The 16,452-nt window shown below is 48.9% G+C and carries 10 protein-coding genes; 7 read left to right on the top strand and 3 right to left on the bottom strand.

Annotated features, from left to right (window positions below; all coding sequences use genetic code 11):
* The first annotated feature begins 402 nt into the window (after positions 1-402).
* The gene (locus DMN77_RS13365) at positions 403-5,265 is read left to right on the top strand and encodes a S8 family serine peptidase (RefSeq protein ID WP_179015393.1); all 4,863 of its coding nucleotides are present in this window, start codon (positions 403-405) and stop codon (positions 5,263-5,265) included.
* Positions 5,266-5,327: 62 nt separating this feature from the next.
* Here DMN77_RS13365 and DMN77_RS13370 read toward each other — a convergent pair whose 3' ends face one another.
* Positions 5,328-6,542, bottom strand: coding sequence for an amidohydrolase (locus DMN77_RS13370; protein ID WP_068782603.1), 1,215 nt, complete (start codon positions 6,540-6,542; stop codon positions 5,328-5,330).
* Positions 6,543-6,592: 50 nt separating this feature from the next.
* The gene (locus DMN77_RS13375) at positions 6,593-7,816 is read right to left on the bottom strand and encodes an amidohydrolase (RefSeq protein WP_179015395.1); all 1,224 of its coding nucleotides are present in this window, start codon (positions 7,814-7,816) and stop codon (positions 6,593-6,595) included.
* Between the two features lie 130 nt (positions 7,817-7,946).
* On the opposite strand from DMN77_RS13375, the gene DMN77_RS13380 reads away from it, so the two are divergent.
* Positions 7,947-8,828, top strand: a complete 882-nt coding sequence (locus tag DMN77_RS13380) for a LysR family transcriptional regulator (RefSeq protein WP_179015397.1) — start codon at positions 7,947-7,949, stop codon at positions 8,826-8,828.
* Between the two features lie 40 nt (positions 8,829-8,868).
* Here the strand turns inward: DMN77_RS13380 and DMN77_RS13385 are convergent, their stop codons facing one another.
* Positions 8,869-11,190, bottom strand: coding sequence for a helix-turn-helix domain-containing protein (locus DMN77_RS13385; RefSeq protein ID WP_179015398.1), 2,322 nt, complete (start codon positions 11,188-11,190; stop codon positions 8,869-8,871).
* Between the two features lie 257 nt (positions 11,191-11,447).
* Between DMN77_RS13385 and DMN77_RS13390 the strand changes: the two genes are divergently transcribed.
* The 5 genes from DMN77_RS13390 to DMN77_RS13410 all read left to right on the top strand — a co-directional run bounded on the left by DMN77_RS13390 (position 11,448) and on the right by DMN77_RS13410 (position 16,380).
* On the top strand, positions 11,448-12,386 hold the full coding sequence (locus DMN77_RS13390) for an ABC transporter permease (protein WP_068782598.1): 939 nt from the start codon (positions 11,448-11,450) through the stop codon (positions 12,384-12,386).
* An 11-nt stretch (positions 12,387-12,397) separates the two neighbouring features.
* Positions 12,398-13,276 (top strand): carbohydrate ABC transporter permease, encoded by an 879-nt coding sequence (locus DMN77_RS13395; protein WP_068782597.1) that lies wholly within the window; start codon positions 12,398-12,400, stop codon positions 13,274-13,276.
* Between the two features lie 78 nt (positions 13,277-13,354).
* Positions 13,355-14,905 (top strand): DUF3502 domain-containing protein, encoded by a 1,551-nt coding sequence (locus tag DMN77_RS13400; protein WP_179015400.1) that lies wholly within the window; start codon positions 13,355-13,357, stop codon positions 14,903-14,905.
* Between the two features lie 30 nt (positions 14,906-14,935).
* On the top strand, positions 14,936-15,982 hold the full coding sequence (locus DMN77_RS13405) for a glycoside hydrolase family 130 protein (RefSeq protein WP_068782595.1): 1,047 nt from the start codon (positions 14,936-14,938) through the stop codon (positions 15,980-15,982).
* A 176-nt stretch (positions 15,983-16,158) separates the two neighbouring features.
* Complete coding sequence (locus DMN77_RS13410) at positions 16,159-16,380, top strand: hypothetical protein (protein ID WP_179015401.1); 222 nt, start codon at positions 16,159-16,161, stop codon at positions 16,378-16,380.
* Positions 16,381-16,452 lie beyond the last annotated feature (72 nt).

Below are 16,452 nucleotides of genomic sequence, written 5' to 3' on the forward strand. Positions count from 1 at the left end.
ATTTACGGTAAGAGGGGCCCAGGCTCCTTTTTTTATTTGTTGGAAGGTTTTTGGCGACTAGATAACTAGAATGGAATGGGGAAATTGATAACAAAAAATAAGAACAAAATCTACTATTAATGACACAATTGCCTACAAGTCAAGTAAGACAAGGAAGTAGATTCCTGTAATTTTACTTGACTTTTTTTGTCTAAATATAGTCCGGCAAAGCTCCCAATGGCATATTTAGACAAGAACCAATCCATTTGGCAAGGAGAAAGGAAGATAATCGTCGGATTTTAGTCTATTATCCCGATAAATATAGTTGTAATAATAGAAGGAAAATTGTAGGAAATATAGAAGTTACTATAAAATACAACCTTGCCAGCGCATACAAAAATATTTTGAAGGAGATGAGAGTGCTTGAAGAGGAGAATTGTCGGTAGTTTACTAAGCTTCTTATTAGCCTTCACGCTAATACTGCCAGCAGTAGGAGCGCAGGAAGGTATTTCGCCGGATACGGGCGGAACCCAGAAGATCATTTCGAAGCTAGATCCGAAGGCTATATCGCTTGATGTGAGCAGTCTGGATCAGAACGTAACGCTGGAGAAGCCATCTAAGACAGATGCGTTGAAGTCAGCAAAGCGGCAGGCCAATGGACTGCAAATTGAGAAGATAGACAGTCTTGACAAGGCAGCGATTCAACCCCAGAACTATGTTCCCCTCTCAGATAGTACAGCACGCATTTCCGTCATTGTGGAACTGCAATCCGAGCCGGTGAAGGTGTTTGAAGCGAGCCATAAGAATCTGCGGATCGGTGCGGCTGCTATTTCACATCAGCTGCAAGTGAAGACAGAGCAGGATACTTTCAAGAAATCAGCGACCAAACGGCTTAATGTGGATATTGATCGTGAGTATTCCGAAGTATTCAATGGATTCTCGCTTGAGATTGCCGCTGATCAAGTCGAAGATTTGCTCAATATTCCCGGTGTAAAAGCGATTTATCCAAACAACACAGTATATGCTTTGGAGGAGCCAAGTAGTGGTGCTACTTCAGCACCGGAAGGAAGCGTGCCGTTCATCGGCAGTGAAGCCTTCTGGAGCCAGGGGGTTAAAGGAGCCGGAATCAAGGTAGGGGTAATTGATACGGGGATTGCTTATGATCATCCTGATCTTGCCGGCGCAGTGGACCCTAATGATCTGGGTTATGACTTCGTGAATAATGATAACATTCCCTATGAGACCACGAGAAAGGATTATGATGATGCGCATTCGTTAGATCCAAGTTTACCTGAATTGCATCCAGTAACGGGTAAACCATACTGGACTGCGCATGGCAGTCATGTCTCCGGTGTTATTGCAGGCCGTGGCGTAGGCAAGGATGGACAACCAGGGATTACAGGCGTAGCCCCGGAAGCCGAAATCCATGCTTATAAGGTGCTGGGACCCTACGGCAGCGGTTCTACAGCAAATGTAATCGCAGGCATTGAGCGAGCAGTAAAGGAAAAAATGGATGTCATTAACCTGTCACTTGGCTCGGAGACAAATAATGAGAGATCTGCCGATTCAGTAGCTGTGAATAATGCCATGGCCGCAGGTACAATTACTGTTGTATCCAACGGTAACAGCGGCCCGGCCGACGCTACAGTAACCGATCCGGGAACGGCCGAACTGGTGATTTCCGTAGGAGCCTCCAAGCCTCCGTTAGTCACTCCGATCCTAAAGATCGTTGGCTCAGCTGAAGAATTCAAAGTGGATTCTTTTGATAAATCGGAAGGTATCGAGAATCTTACGGGTTCTTATCAGCTTGTTGATGTAGGCTTGGGCAAGCCTGAGGACTACACAGGAAAAGATTTAAGCGGAAAAATTGCATTTATCAAACGCGGGGAAATTGCATTTAGCGAAAAAGCTGCAAATGCCATTAATTCAGGGGCCGCAGCAGCGATTATCTATAACAATGCGCCAGAAGCGCTGGAGAGCGGCACCTTAGGCGATGCTACTATATCAATTCCGGTATATGCGCTTTCCGGCACGTATGGCAATCAGATAAAGGCCAAGCTTGATGCGGATCCGAGTATACAGGTTAATTTCACAACAACCATCGAAAAGGATATCGTCGCAGGCTTCAGCTCACGTGGACCAGCCAAACCTTCCTATGCGGTTAAACCGGATATTTCTGCACCGGGCATTGGCATTCGTTCCAGTGTGACCGATTATGAAGGCTGGTATAAAGCGGAGAACGGAACGAGTATGGCAGCTCCGCATATTGCCGGGGCGGCTGCATTGCTAAGAGCGAAGTATACTAATTTGGATCAGTATGATATTAAGTCCCTGTTAATGAATAATGCCGTCAAGCTTATCGATCGCGATGGCAATCGCTATACTCATATGGATCAAGGCGCGGGAAGAGTCGACCTGAATAACGTATTGAAAGCGAAGGCAGTTGCCGAGGTAGAAGCGAAGACCACTGCGATAAAAGATGGAGGAGAATATATCCATCATACAGGCAGCCTCTCCTTCGGTTACATTAATTATGGCGAGAGTGCCCAACGCAAGGTGGAAGTCAAGGATATTTCCAATGCGGATTCATCTTACTCGATCAGAACTGAGTGGTATGGATCTTCTCCAGTTACATTAACAACATCGAAAAATGCAGTTGACGTATCTGCAGGGGGCAAGGAATCCTTTACAGTTACAGCTACCGTTCCCGCTAATGCAGCGGATCAGCGTTATGAAGGTGAACTGATTCTGACAGAAGCAGGCGGCCACGTTATTCAACTGCCGATAGCGGTCTATGTTGGTGAAGCTCCAGCAGCCGAGGTTGTCACTGACTTGGAGCTGAATCCGAATATTTTCTCGCCGAATGGCGATACGCTATATGATACAAGCAATATAAAATTTACGATTACCGAGTTTATTGAATATTTCTCGTTGGATGTATTTTCGGCAGAAGGTGATTGGCTGGGTACAATCATTGAAACCGATGTGGATGGAATCGATCCTGGAACTTATAGTGTGAAAAATTGGAACGGATCCTTCTATGCACCATCGGGTCAACTTGTGAAGCCTTCGGATGATTTGTATTTACTAGTACCCTTTGCAGGCAGCTTATTGGATGATCCTGTTCCTGTTGAGTCCCAAGTTACTCCATTTATCATCGATACGGAAGCTCCTGTATCTAAGCTGGATGATCCGGGAATTGTCGCTGATACAGGAAATCAGACTGCCGTAATTTCTGGCCAGGTTACAGATGATTTGTTAATTCAACTCAAGGATACCGTTGGTCTTGAAATGAATGACGTGGTCGGGGTTGCGGCTTGGTATGATGATGGCAATAAAGGGCAAGTCGTTGATGGAGCAATCGATGATTCGGGCCACTTTACGATTCAAGTACCGATTTCTTTAGGAGACAACTCCTTTGAGGTTTACGTATATGACGCTGCAGGCAACGGGTTGATTGATCCGGCCCATATCGTTGATTATAAACTGACTAACTTTGCGGCTCCGACAATTAGTCCGGCACAAGTACAGCCGAATGAGCCCTTCTCGTTAGATGTCGTATTCGGCGTAACCGATGCTGTCTATTCGGCTAAATTTGATCTGCTGTACAGCAATGCATTTGAAAATGTGAAGGCAACACCAAGTCCGGAGCTGACAGAGCATCAGGCTCAACATAACCCGGATGCTGCGCTGACGGTTACGGATGCCGTCTACGAATATGATGCTGTTTCAAGCAGACATGAGTTCTCGATCAGTTTGCATGATGTTGATGGATATATCGGTACAGGTTCATTGGCTTCATTCGGCTTTGCTGGTGCGCCTGCTGGACAATATTCATTCAAAATAGCGAATCTGGAACTGCTGGATCGGTACGGCAATGAAATTCCGGTTGATGTGAACGAGGCGATTGAACTGACGGTTAAGTCGGTCCAACAGCCGGAGCTGTCAGTAACACCGCAATCTCTATCCATCAAGGCAGGCAGCACGGGGAATTTATCCGTCTCTTATAAAGCTTCGGACGGTTCAATAACCGATGTGACCGACAAAGCGGCATATACAGTAAATAATTCTGATATTGCCACGGTGCAACAAGGTATTGTGAAAGGCAACAAGAAAGGCAATACAGCTATTGAAGTTTCGTATGAGGGATTGAAGGCATCCGTGGATGTTACCGTCACTGAGTCGGGGTCAGGCAATGAAAATCCTGGCGGTGGAAGCAGCGGCAGCAGCGGCGGCGGTGGAACACCAACCGCTCCAACTCAACCAGCCACGCCTCCATCAACGGGAACTGTCAAAGAAGCGGTCAAGGCTGGAGAACCTACGGTTCTGAAGCTTGAAGGCGGTTTGACAGTAACGATTCCGGCGGGTGCGATCACCTCGCCAGATGCCGCCTTTGTGCAAGGAAGTGTCGCCACGAAGGAGGATACAGAGGCTTTATTGAAGGGCCTGCAACTGGGCTCGACCATGAAGGCATTTGGTGTATACTACGACTTTGCTATCCTTGATAAGGATGGAAAAGCGATCGAGAATGTCACCTTCAGCAAGCCGGCAGAGGTTTCCATACCGCTGGAGGCACTCCAGATTGGCGGCTCTAACGGTGAGAAGATCAATCTGTTCAAGATCGGCGAGAGCGGTCAACTTAGTGGACGTACAGCCCGCCTGGTTGACGGCAAGGTAATCGCCCATTTGAACAGCTTCAGCCGCTATATGTTTATGGCTAAAAATATCGCCTTCACCGATGTCAACGACACAAATTATCCGTGGGCGGTTAATGAAATTGAAGTGCTTGCTTCCAAGGACATCGTTACAGGAACGAGTGCGGATCGTTACACACCAGGCAAGCAAGTAACCCGCGCTGAATTCGTCTCCTTATTAGTAAGGACGCTGGAGCTTGGCCAGAGTGAGAGCAGCGCAACTCAGTTCAGCGATGTCCTGTCCGGAAGCTGGTATTATGACGCAGTTCAGGCCGCAGTATCTGCCGGATGGATCAATGGGTATGCGAATCATACCTTTGCTCCGGATCAGAGCATTACCCGCGCTGAAATGGCCGTCATTCTGTCCAGGGTACTGAAGTATTTGGAGGTGACTGAGGGGGCGGAATCCTCCCTTCCGGATTACGCCGACCAAGCCGAGATCCAGGATTGGGCCAAGGCTGCGGTTGCCCAGGTAGCGGCACTCGGGATTATGCAAGGTAGAGGCGAGACCCGCTTCGCTGCGCAGGAGAATACGACTCGCGCGGAAGCCGCGGTAGTAGTCTATCGTATTTTTAAAGGGTACACGAAATAAAATTGTACAACAACAAAGGAACTGCCGGGGGCGCAAACCTCCGGCAGTTCCTTTGTTGTTATTTACAGCTCGCCAGCTACAACTTCTCCCTGGTACATCGTAGCAATCCGTTTCGATCTTCTCGCTACCGCTTCGGCGGAGCAGGAAGCTTCAACTACGACGAGGTTCGCCACATCCCCAACTCGCGGCCAGATTTGTTCACCTTGATAGTTAAGCGGAGTCCGTCCGCCTGTAATATACGAGAGCGTCTTGGCCAAGGCGCGTTCATCCACCCAACCGGACACCTCAGCCAAGCGGCTGGCCCGTTCCAGCAGGTCCCCGTTACCGAAAGGCGACCAGACATCAAAGATGTTATCGCAGGCGACGGACACCGGTACGCCCTTCTGATCCAATAGGCCAACAGGCGGGAATTTCCGATCGATAGGTACACTTGTTATAATCGAGATTCCTGCGTCCGCCAGAACTTCAGCCAGCGCTTCGGCTTGAGCAAGGGGGATATCTCCAAGCGCATAAGCATGGCTTACGGAAACTTTGCCCTGCAGACCCGCTTCCTTTGTTAGCTGAGCGAGTCTCTTCATGGTGAACACGCCCAAGTGATCAGGATCATGCAGATGAAGATCAATTCCGGCATCGCCCTCAACGGCCAGTTCAACCATGAGCTGAAGTGAGGCTTCGATATCTCCGTCCACCGTTGCCGGGTCCACCCCGCCGATGAAGCCCGCCCCCTGGCGCAGCGCTTCTCTAAGCAGATCCTTAGACGCAAATAGTCCATGCTGCGGGAAGGCGACGATCTCATGCGACAGCTTGCCTTCGAAGGTATGCAGAGCTTCCTTCACCGCCTCCAGATTTGTAAGACCTATTTCCGGATAAATATCGACATGGGTGCGCACATGAGTAACCCCGGATTTCTGATAAATATCAAGCAGCTTCTCTGCGCGCTGTTTTGTAGGCGTCTCCACTGCAGGAAGGGTATTCTTTTCGATAGCAAGTCGTTCAAATATACTTCTTACCGGAGTAACGGCTCTCCACCGATCACCCAGCAGCGTTTTGTCCAAATGACAGTGCTTCTCGATAAAGGATGGCAAAATCAGCATCTGCTTGGCATCCTTTTGCGGCAGCTCGTCATAGATGATCTCGCTGGAAGGGATCATCTTCGCGATGGCTCCGTCTTGAATCAGCAAGTGGGCCAGCTCTGTTCGTGTACCGATGACAACCCCCTGCTCCACCTCAAAGCCGCTCTCCAATCGGGCATTCATCAGCCAAAATGTTGAACTCATCTTTATTCATCCTCTCTTAGTCATTCCCACTATCCGAATACGTGGATTGATTATAGTGAACCGATCACCGGATATCCCTGATGGATTACAGCTACTCTTCTCGCTCGTCGTGCAACTGCTTCTGCGGAACAGCTGGCCTCTGCCAGAACGAGATTGGCCGCGTCGCCGACTTGCGGCCAGACTTGTTGTCCCGCCTCGTTAAGTGGGGTAATGCCCCCGGTAATAAACTTCAGCGCTTGCCCCAGCGACCGTTCATCGCTCAGATTGAAGCGCTCCGCCAATATTCCGGCTTTCTCCAGCACATCGCCCCTTCCGAACGGGGACCAGTGGTCGGTAATGCTGTCGTCACCAAGCGACACCTGTACCCTCTTTTCATGTAAAAGAGGAATCGGAATCGTCCTTCCTAACGGGACTGAAGAGGTGATCGATATTCCTTGATGCGCAAGCAGTTCCGCAACTTCTGCGGCTTCTTCATACGGGATGTGGGCCAGAGCCAAAGCATGGCTGAGCGTCACTCTTCCCTGCCAACCCGCTTCTTCGGTTAGTGCGGCCAGGCGTTTATAAGTAAAGATAGCGAGATGCCCTGGATCATGCAGATGCAGATCGATGTCCACATCGGCTTCGACGGCCAATTCCATAACCGTCTGCAGCGACTTCTCTATATTCTCATCGAGAGTTGCCGGATCTACGGCGCCTACGAGAGAGGCTCCATGGCGCAGCGCTTCCCTTACGAGCGGTACCGAGCCGCTGCGCAGCAAGCCATGCTGTGGAAATGCGACAAATTTGATGGATGCTTTATCTTTGTAAGCCTCGGCTACTCTAAGCATGGCCTCCAGATTTTTTAGGCCGATGACCGGATCTATATTGCAATGGGAACGAATATGCGTTGTACCCGCTTGAAGCAGCAAGTCAAGCAGCTTGCCGGCTCGCTCCTCTGTCACCGGCAGCAAACGCGGGAGCAGCTCCTGCTCTTCCTCCAGCCTGGTCAGGATCCCTTTGGCAGGCATCGTCGGCGCTTTCCACGGTCCGCCATAGTACGTCTTATCCAGGTGGATATGCATATCCCTAAACGCGGGGAGCAGCAGATGCTGATGGGCCTCCCGCATAGGCAAGTGAGTTTCCAGCGGAGTATTGGCCGGCACCATTGCCGATATGATTCCATCGCAAATTTGAATATGAAAAATATCGGTCTCTGTGCCTGTCACTGTGCCGCCTTCGTAACGATAACCCGTTTCCAGGCGCACGTTCCTCAGCCAGTAGGCTTGATCGGTCATTCTTATCGGCCTCCTCTGGTTTTTGTATACCCATATGCTAACATAGAGATAACTATATGGATAATATTAATAAAATTAGTTTTCTGAAGGTTTATCATATACTCAAATTGGTTTAAGGGAGGTAAAAAGAATGGATATCCGGCAGCTTCGTTACTTTATAGCGATCGTAGAAGAGGGGAAAATCTCCGCCGCAGCGAACCGGCTTCATATGTCTCAACCGCCGTTAAGTCAGCAGCTGAGAGCGATGGAGGAGGAGCTTGGCTCGCGGTTAGTGGAGAGAGGCGGTAAGGTCCTGGAGATGACGGAGGCGGGCAAGGCGCTATACAAATATGCGCTGCAAATGACCCAGCTGATGGAAGAGGCCAAGCTGGAGGTGAAGGAGGTAGGCAATGGCGTAAACGGAAGGCTGACGATCGGCATCAACACCTTCTCGGTCGATAACTTGCCTGATATTTTGCATCGTTTTAAAGAGCTATATCCCAGGGTCACCTATAAAATCCAGCAAAATGAGTCGTCTCATCTATGCAAATTAGTGGAGGAGCGCATCGTTGAGCTGGCGATTATCCGTTTACCGCTGGAGCTGGAGCATTTCTCCGTGCTGCATCTTCATACCGAACCGTTCTATTACATAACCTCTGCGCAGCGGCCTCCCTATGAACAGGAAGTGGTCTCGCTCGCAGATATTCAGGCCAGCCCGCTTGTTCTTCCCAGCACTGAAGGCCTGGGTGTGCATTATTCCATTCTGGAGTCCTTCTCCCGGCATCAGCTGCAGCCGAATCTCATTGGGGAATGTTCGGATATCCCCTTGCTGCTCGATCTGGTAACCTCTGAGTTCGCGGATTCGATCGTTCCCGAAACGGTGTTGCGGCGTCATCCCGGTTATCCGATACATGCCTATGAGATCACGGGCAATGGCTTGTCCACTTCTGTCGGGTTGATCTGGAACAAACATCATTATTTGTCCAAGGCGGCACAGAATTTTATTGACTTATTGAAAGAAAGAAATTGTTAAGAAGTTGATCCTGCAAGATATGTAATCAGTCAATATTGCATTAGTTCCTCTCTTTCTTGTTAGCTTTTCTGTATTGAGCCGGTGTGATTCCGTATGTTTTTTTAAAGACAGAGTAAAAGGTATTCACGGAGGAAAAACCGTAATTTTGGATGATAGGCTCGATTGGCGAATCGGTAGCTAGCAGTTCCCGGCAAACGAGTTCCAGACGCTTCTCCGAAATCGTATCCGTAATTGAGCGGTTCGTTTCTGCTTTGTATAGGCTGCGCAGATAGTTCACAGATAACCCCAGATTATCCGCCAGCATTTTAGTGGAGAGGTTGGGATCGCTGAGCCGCTCTTCGATCAGATACTCTACCTGCTCGATTAGCTTCGCATTTCTGGACAGGCCGCGCGCAGTGATGATATCACTCAGCGTCTTGTCCACCAGCATTTCCATCCAATGCACCACACTTGCAAGCGTCTCCTGCTGAATGATTTGATTTTCAAGCGAAGTAAGACCCCATGGGCTGGGAAGCGGCGGACTGAACTGGTCCTGCATGAGCCGGCGAAAATCGCTGAACAAAGTAATCAGGGACATTTTACACTCGAAATAGGGTAATTCCTTCAGCATCTCCACGGAAAAAGTCATGATCCCCAGCACAGTATCCCGGTTCCCTTTTTGAATCGCTTGAGCAAGCTGACGTTCCTTCTCCAACGAAAGGTGGAACAGCGTACCGGGAGCGCTGGACTCCTCCTTCAAAATAATCGCCCCGTGTCCAAAGCGAAATCGCTCCTGTGTCAATTCATACGTCTCCATGTATGTTTCATGCATATCCGTCAGACTCTGCGCTTCTCTCCCCCAAGCTACGGTCGTTTCAATGGATAAGTACTGTCTTAGCAGCTTTTGCGAATCTCGCAGCTTTGCCGCGATATCGTCGGTAGAGGCATGGACACACAGAACAACGGCGACATGATCGTTCCCCATATCAACCGTTTGCACCCGGCAATTTGCCCCTTGCAGCGATTCCTGAATAATGTTTGCCATAGCAAAGCGAAGCAGACGGCGGTCCTTCTCCGAATATATCTTCGTAAATTCCGGAAAGTGGTCAATCCGAAAGATCGCTACAGATAAGTTCTCTTCCGGAAGATCGATCTCGCATTCTTTAAACTGGTGGCGTATTTCATCCGATGAATGGGCTTCAGCACCCAGAAATTCACGAAGAAATCGCTCTTTGCTGAGAATCTTGCTATGGCGCCACTGTTCAGTCAATTCATCGATCTGTTCTTTTTGGGCGGCAAATACATTGGATAAATAATCAAGTTCATTCCTTGACTTGTGCTCCCCAAGCTGCTCTGAATGATACTGCCGCATGACGCTGCTGACTAATTCCTGAATGGGGGAATACACCCGTTTGGAGATCAGCACGATTACAGTTAGCGAGGCCAGAAATAGGCCTAAGAACAAGAACAGGCTTATGTTCCGGAGCATGGAGATTCTGCCAAGAATGACTGACTTCGGAATGCTCTCAATAAATGTCCAGTCCTGGATCCCCTTTATTGATGTGGTTGAGTAAACCATTAGCTGCTCTTCCTGTCCATGGGGCTTGAATAGCTCCCAGCCGCTATTTTTTTGTTCTCCTTGACGACCAAGCTCTAGGATTTGATTCCCGCTAAGCAGGGCAGTACTGAACACCTGTTCATTCCGATCATTTAGTACGGTCACTTGGCGATTGGGATAATTGGAATTGTCCTGAAGCAGATTCATTAGCTTATCTGTGTCGATATTCATGATGAATGCTGAAATCGAACTGTCCTTTTCATATAGTCTGACAATGGTGATGACATCCTTGGTAGCTCCCTTGTTCAGGGGGAGCGTCAGAGTTCTCGGTATAGGGACGGTTCGCTCCGCAAAATTCGGATCGTGCAGCCGGTTCATAATATCTTGATCATAAAAAGAGGCAGCGTCATTGATGCCAAGCCGGGAATCCACTACCGTACCCGTGTAGTCGTTGATCAGGTAAACCGAATCAATCGCAGGATTCGCATTTTTGATCTCCCCAAGCCGGCTCCATACGTTATAGGTCTCAAAGTCCGTGTAATGATCGGAAAGCGCGTATACTTTCAGCTTGCTGTCATTGCTTGAAGCGTAGGTGTATTCCAGCGACCACTCCATCAGCCCGGCTGTATTTCGGGCGCTGCCCAGCAGAAGCGATTCGGAATGATCTCCGATTTCCTTCAGCAGCGTTTTTGAGGACTGCCAGTATAGAAGCAGAAAGGAGAGAGCCAATACAAGTACGTTTGCGCTGACAAAATAAAAAATGATCTTCATATAAGTCGGATGCTTCTTGAATGAGGAATGAAGCGGAAAGCTGAATTTCTTCATACCGGAACCCCCGTTATATAGGTCTCTCTTTGATAAATGCAGATTTATTGTAGCATAATGCAGGTTTCCGTCAGCAGAATCGTTCATTTCTGGAAAAGTGATGTTTTTGGGAAGATGCGAAATCTATGCATGCGGTAAAAATCCGAGCTTGTCGGAATTGCCTCGCCACAATGGGCCTGATATGGTGACGACATCGGGTTGCGGATGTCCGCATCACGCCAAACGGACTTTTTTGACATAAGGGGGTACACGAAACTATGCAGTTCAAACGAGACAAGGGGAGAGGCTCCAAGCTGAAGCATATTGCTAAGAATCCCTTCCTATACGTTATGGCCGTGCCGGGCCTGCTGTTTTTCCTCGTATTCAGTTATTTTCCTATTTACGGGATCATGATTGCATTCAAGGATTATGACTTCTCCAAAGGGATCACGGGCAGCAAATGGGTCGGCTTTAAAAATTTCGATTATTTCTTTACCTCGGACGACTTTTGGACCGTCCTGCGCAACACGCTCGTACTGAACACGTTATTTATTTTGTTTACGACCATGGCTGCCGTTCTTATTGCACTTATGTTTAATGAAATTCGCAACAAATATTTTAAAAGAATCTCGCAATCGCTCATTTTTCTACCTTATTTCATGTCCTGGATCGTGGTTGGGATGATCGTCCAGTCGATGTTTGGCGGGGAGGAACCTATGATTAATGCCTGGCTTCAAGGACTCGACCTGGAGCCTATCAACTGGATGTTCGAGGCCAAGCTTTGGCCCTTTATTCTTACTTTGATCCGTGTATGGCAGGGAGCGGGGTATCTTTCGATTATTTTCCTCGCGGCAATTACCGGCATTTCTGAGGATTTGTACGAAGCTGCGCGGATCGATGGCGCCTCCAAGCCGCAAATTATGCTCCGCATTACTCTACCGCTGCTGGTTCCAACGATTATGATTATGACGCTGCTTGCCGTAGGACGAATTTTTAACGGGGACTTCGCTATGATCTATGCAATTATCGGAGATAACTCGCTGCTGTATCCTACAACCGATGTCATTGATACCTTCGTTTTCCGCTCGATGAGACAACTGCACGACTTTGGCATGTCATCGGCGGTCGGGCTGTTCCAATCGGTTATGGGCTTGATTTTCGTAGTCATCGCTAATGGGATTACCCGCAAGGTGTCTAAAGAATCCGCATTATTTTAGGAGGTAGCACGATGAGACAGAGTGTTTCGGACCGGGTGTTTACAGCGTCCGCTTACATTATCATTTTACTGTTTACCCTATTTTGTCTGTTCCCTTTCCTGCTGATGGTCATCGGTTCCTTCACCGATGAAGGAGAACTGATCGCACACGGGTATACGTTATTTCCGCAAAAATTTTCCTTATCGGCCTACAAAGCGGTGCTCCAGTCGGATGTACTGTTCAGCGGTTATAAAGTAACGATTCTGGTCACTGCCGCCGGGGCGTTAAGTGCTCTTTGTATCTCCGCCATGCTGGCCTATTCTCTAGCGAACAAGCGAAATGTACTGCAGACGCCTTTCCTGTTGTTTTGCTACCTGCCCATGCTGTTTTCAGGAGGCATCATTCCGTTCTACATCGTAGTCAGCCAGTGGCTGCATTTACAGAATACCGTTTGGGTGCTTATTCTAACATTACTATGCCAACCCTTTCTTGTCTTTCTGCTGGTTAGCTTTTTCCGGACTGTTCCTGAGGAATTGGAGGAGGCCGCTCGAATGGACGGAGCCAACGAAGTCAGAATTTTCTTTCAAATCATTCTGCCGATTTCCAAGCCGATTCTGGCTTCCGTCGGTTTGTTCTACGCTTTGAACTATTGGAACGACTGGTTTATGGGACTTATGTTCGTGGACAATGAAAAACTGTTCCCTCTGCAGCTAATCCTGCGACGGATGGTGTCTAATATGGAGGCGGCCAAAAACCTGATCCCTTCCAGCGCGGCGATCGCAGTTACTCCGCCGACTTATGGTGTGCGGATGGCGACGACCGTACTTACGATCGGTCCGATCATCCTATTATATCCGATGCTGCAGAAATATTTTGTCAAAGGCCTTACAGTAGGGGCTGTCAAAGGATAGCCGAAGATTCCGGCATTAACCGGAATCTTCCGGTTAAGCATAGATGCAAGTTTAATCAATACAAGGGAGGTTGAGTAAATGAAGATCAAAAAAATGTTTGGCACGGCGATGGCCGTGGTTCTGGCATCGTCATTGCTGCTGGTCGGCTGCGGTGGCGGTAGTAATAGCAGAGGTGGGAATATCGAGCCGGGAGGCGCCAATCCAGGGAATGCTGCGGGTAATTCTACGGCAAGCAATCCTAAGGAAATCGTAGAATTAAAGGCTTATTTGCCTGGGGATAAGCCGGTAGGGTTCGATGAGGTGATGAAGGCCGTCAATGAGAAACTCAAAACGGACCAAATTGGTGCCTCGCTGAACATCAACTTCCTCCCATGGTCGGATTACGGGAACACGGTTGCGGTCAAAATGTCCGCCGGCGAAGACTTCGACATGTATCTGGATGCGCCTTGGCTGTCCATGAACCAGATGATCGCCAGCAAATCGCTGAAGCAGTTGGACGATATGGTAGCGGAACGATCAGAATTGAAGGCTTCTATCCCCGATGAAATGTGGGCATACAACAAATTCGACGGCAAAATAATGGGGATTCCGCTGGGTACGACGCAAGGACCCGTTTACGGTCTCCTGATTCGCAAGGATTTGCGTGAGAAATACGGATTGCCTGAGCTGAAAACGATCGATGATTTGGAGAAATTTTTGTATACGGTTAAAGAAAAGGAGCAAGACATCAAACCGTTAGTTTTCAACGGGCTCAAAGCGGATAAACTGCCGTTTATACTGAGTAATTCCGCTAATTTGGCCCAGGACGAAGTACTCGAAATCGGCGTCAATATGTTTGCTTATTCAACCAAGGACAAGAAAGTGGTCGGTCAATGGGAAAGTCTGATGATTGCCGATGCTTTCGACCGGGTTACCAAGTATTATAATGACGGCATCTTGTCTAAAAACATCGCCCAGGAGCAAAATGCCGAAACACTGTTCAAACAAGGCAAGTATGCAGCAACCTATTACGCGGCTGATGGCGTGGAAGGACTCAAATATGCAGAAATGTTGAAAGACGGCAGCGACAAATTGGAGGTCTTCATGCCTAACGGAGATACAGCCAAGCCGTATACGGCATTTCAGCAATGGAACTTCCTCTGCATTCCGGCTTCTTCCACACATGCGGATCTGACAATGGACGTGGTCAACTGGCTTTCGGTCAAGGAAAATCATGATTTGATGGAATACGGGATTCCCGGCAAGGACTGGGAGCCGGTTGGCGACACGAGCTATAAGGCTCTGTCCGATTACTCATTCCCGGGCTACGCGCTAACCTGGCGCCCGGCACTGAACCGCACCCCGGATACGATGATGCCTGACGATAAGCACTGGTTCGATTTTGCCGCCGACCCGGCTAACTTTACATTGAGCCCAACGGCAGGCTTTGCCTTTAACGCCGAGAATGTCAAAACCGAATACGCCAAAATGACACCTTTCCACGATTCTGTATTCCTGCCGCTTTGCCAGGGCGTGCTGCCGGCGGACAAAGGCAAGGAGATGCTGGAAGATAAAATCATGGGGGTAGGCGGTCAAAAGGTCATCGATGAAATTCAAAGCCAAATTGATGCTGTTATATCTGCCAAATAACAAATCAGAGCAGAAAGAGGTATATAACTTATGCACGTTAAGCGCTGTGTACACAACCCTGTAATCCGAACCAAGGACGTTAAGCCCTCACGTCCCGATTTTAAAGTGCTGGGTGTTTTTAATGCGGGTGTTGCCACATATGAGGGAGAGACAATTTTATTGCTCCGCGTTGCAGAGGCGCCGATTTCAGACCGGATGGACGAAGTTCTCGTCCCACGTTTAAATGCAGCAGGAACTGAATTACTCGTGGAACGTTATGACAAATTAGATACGCGATACGATTTCTCGGATTCACGTGTTGTGGTCAAGGGCGGGAAGACGGTTATGCTGACCTCGCTATCTCATCTTCGTGTAGCGCGAAGCCAAGACGGGATTCATTTCGATATTGAGGAGCAGCCTGCTATGTTTCCCGAGAACTCTCTCGAAGCCTGGGGAATCGAGGATCCGCGGATTACCCGGATCGGGGATACGTACTACATTACCTACAGCTCCGTTTCAATTCGGGGTGTTGGCGCGGGTCTGGCAGAAACGAAGGATTTCCGCACATTCAGACGTCTCGGACTTATGCTGGCTCCCGAGAATAAGGACGTCATGCTATTTCCGGAGAAAATAAATGGACGTTACTACACTCTGCATCGTCCGGTACCGAATTCATTCGGCGAGCCCGAGATATGGATTGCCGAGTCGCCTGATCTAGAACACTGGGGCAACCATCGGTTTCTGATGGGCCTTAGTGAGCAAGGCTGGGATTCAGCCAGAATGGGAGGAGGCGCGGTTCCGATCCGAACGGAGCGCGGCTGGGTCATGCTGTATCACGGGGCGGATTCCAAGCATCGTTATTGCATGGGCGCCGTGTTGCTTGATCTTGAAGACCCTGCCAAAGTCGTTGCCCGGTCAACTCGCCCGATTCTGGAGCCGGAAGCAGAATATGAAGTGAATGGGTTTTTCGGCGGCGTAGTTTTCTCCTGCGGTGCACTCCTGATCGGGGATACCGTTCGTATATATTATGGTGCTGCCGATGAAGTAATGGCTTTTGCAGATATTCCATTGGACTTTATTTATAGCACATTACAATAATTTCACATCGTTGATTGAAGCCTCGCTGGATGCATAATGCGGGGCTTCATTTCTGAATGAAGCGATAGAGCAAGGTGAATGGAAGTATCCTATGATCTGGATCAATTTCCGAATATCACCATGGGGTATCCAGACGCCAGCTTCAGCCGAATAATACGGTCACCCGGGCCGAATTTGTGGTATTGCTGGCGAATGTGCTGAAGCTGGAGAGAAGCGGACTTCACAAGGCTTTACCGATGGAGGCGAAGATCGCCGGATGGGCGAGGGCAGCGGCGGAAGTGCTCCGCAAGCTTGGCATCATTAACGGACGGGATGCCGGCCAATTCGTTCCATATGGCACTGCGACCCCGGGTAGAAGGTGTAGTCATGCTGGTTCGGGTGATGGGGCTCAACGGTAGATAACAAGCGATAAACAATAGCGTCGATGCAAATTTGAATTGGCATCGACGCTATTGTTTATTAAGTTCTAT

The organism is Paenibacillus sp. 79R4 (assembly GCF_013393165.1).
GTDB lineage: Bacteria > Bacillota > Bacilli > Paenibacillales > Paenibacillaceae > Fontibacillus.

Bases quoted from the DNA above. Each gene is read 5' to 3' on its own strand.
- DMN77_RS13385 (WP_179015398.1), bottom strand. From the start codon at position 11,190: ATGAAGAAATTCAGCTTTCCGCTTCATTCCTCATTCAAGAAGCATCCG.
- DMN77_RS13380 (WP_179015397.1), top strand. From the start codon at position 7,947: ATGGATATCCGGCAGCTTCGTTACTTTATAGCGATCGTAGAAGAGGGG.
- DMN77_RS13370 (WP_068782603.1), bottom strand. From the start codon at position 6,542: ATGAGTTCAACATTTTGGCTGATGAATGCCCGATTGGAGAGCGGCTTT.
- DMN77_RS13400 (WP_179015400.1), top strand. From the start codon at position 13,355: ATGAAGATCAAAAAAATGTTTGGCACGGCGATGGCCGTGGTTCTGGCA.
- DMN77_RS13395 (WP_068782597.1), top strand. From the start codon at position 12,398: ATGAGACAGAGTGTTTCGGACCGGGTGTTTACAGCGTCCGCTTACATT.
- DMN77_RS13405 (WP_068782595.1), top strand. From the start codon at position 14,936: ATGCACGTTAAGCGCTGTGTACACAACCCTGTAATCCGAACCAAGGAC.
- DMN77_RS13375 (WP_179015395.1), bottom strand. From the start codon at position 7,816: ATGACCGATCAAGCCTACTGGCTGAGGAACGTGCGCCTGGAAACGGGT.
- DMN77_RS13390 (WP_068782598.1), top strand. From the start codon at position 11,448: ATGCAGTTCAAACGAGACAAGGGGAGAGGCTCCAAGCTGAAGCATATT.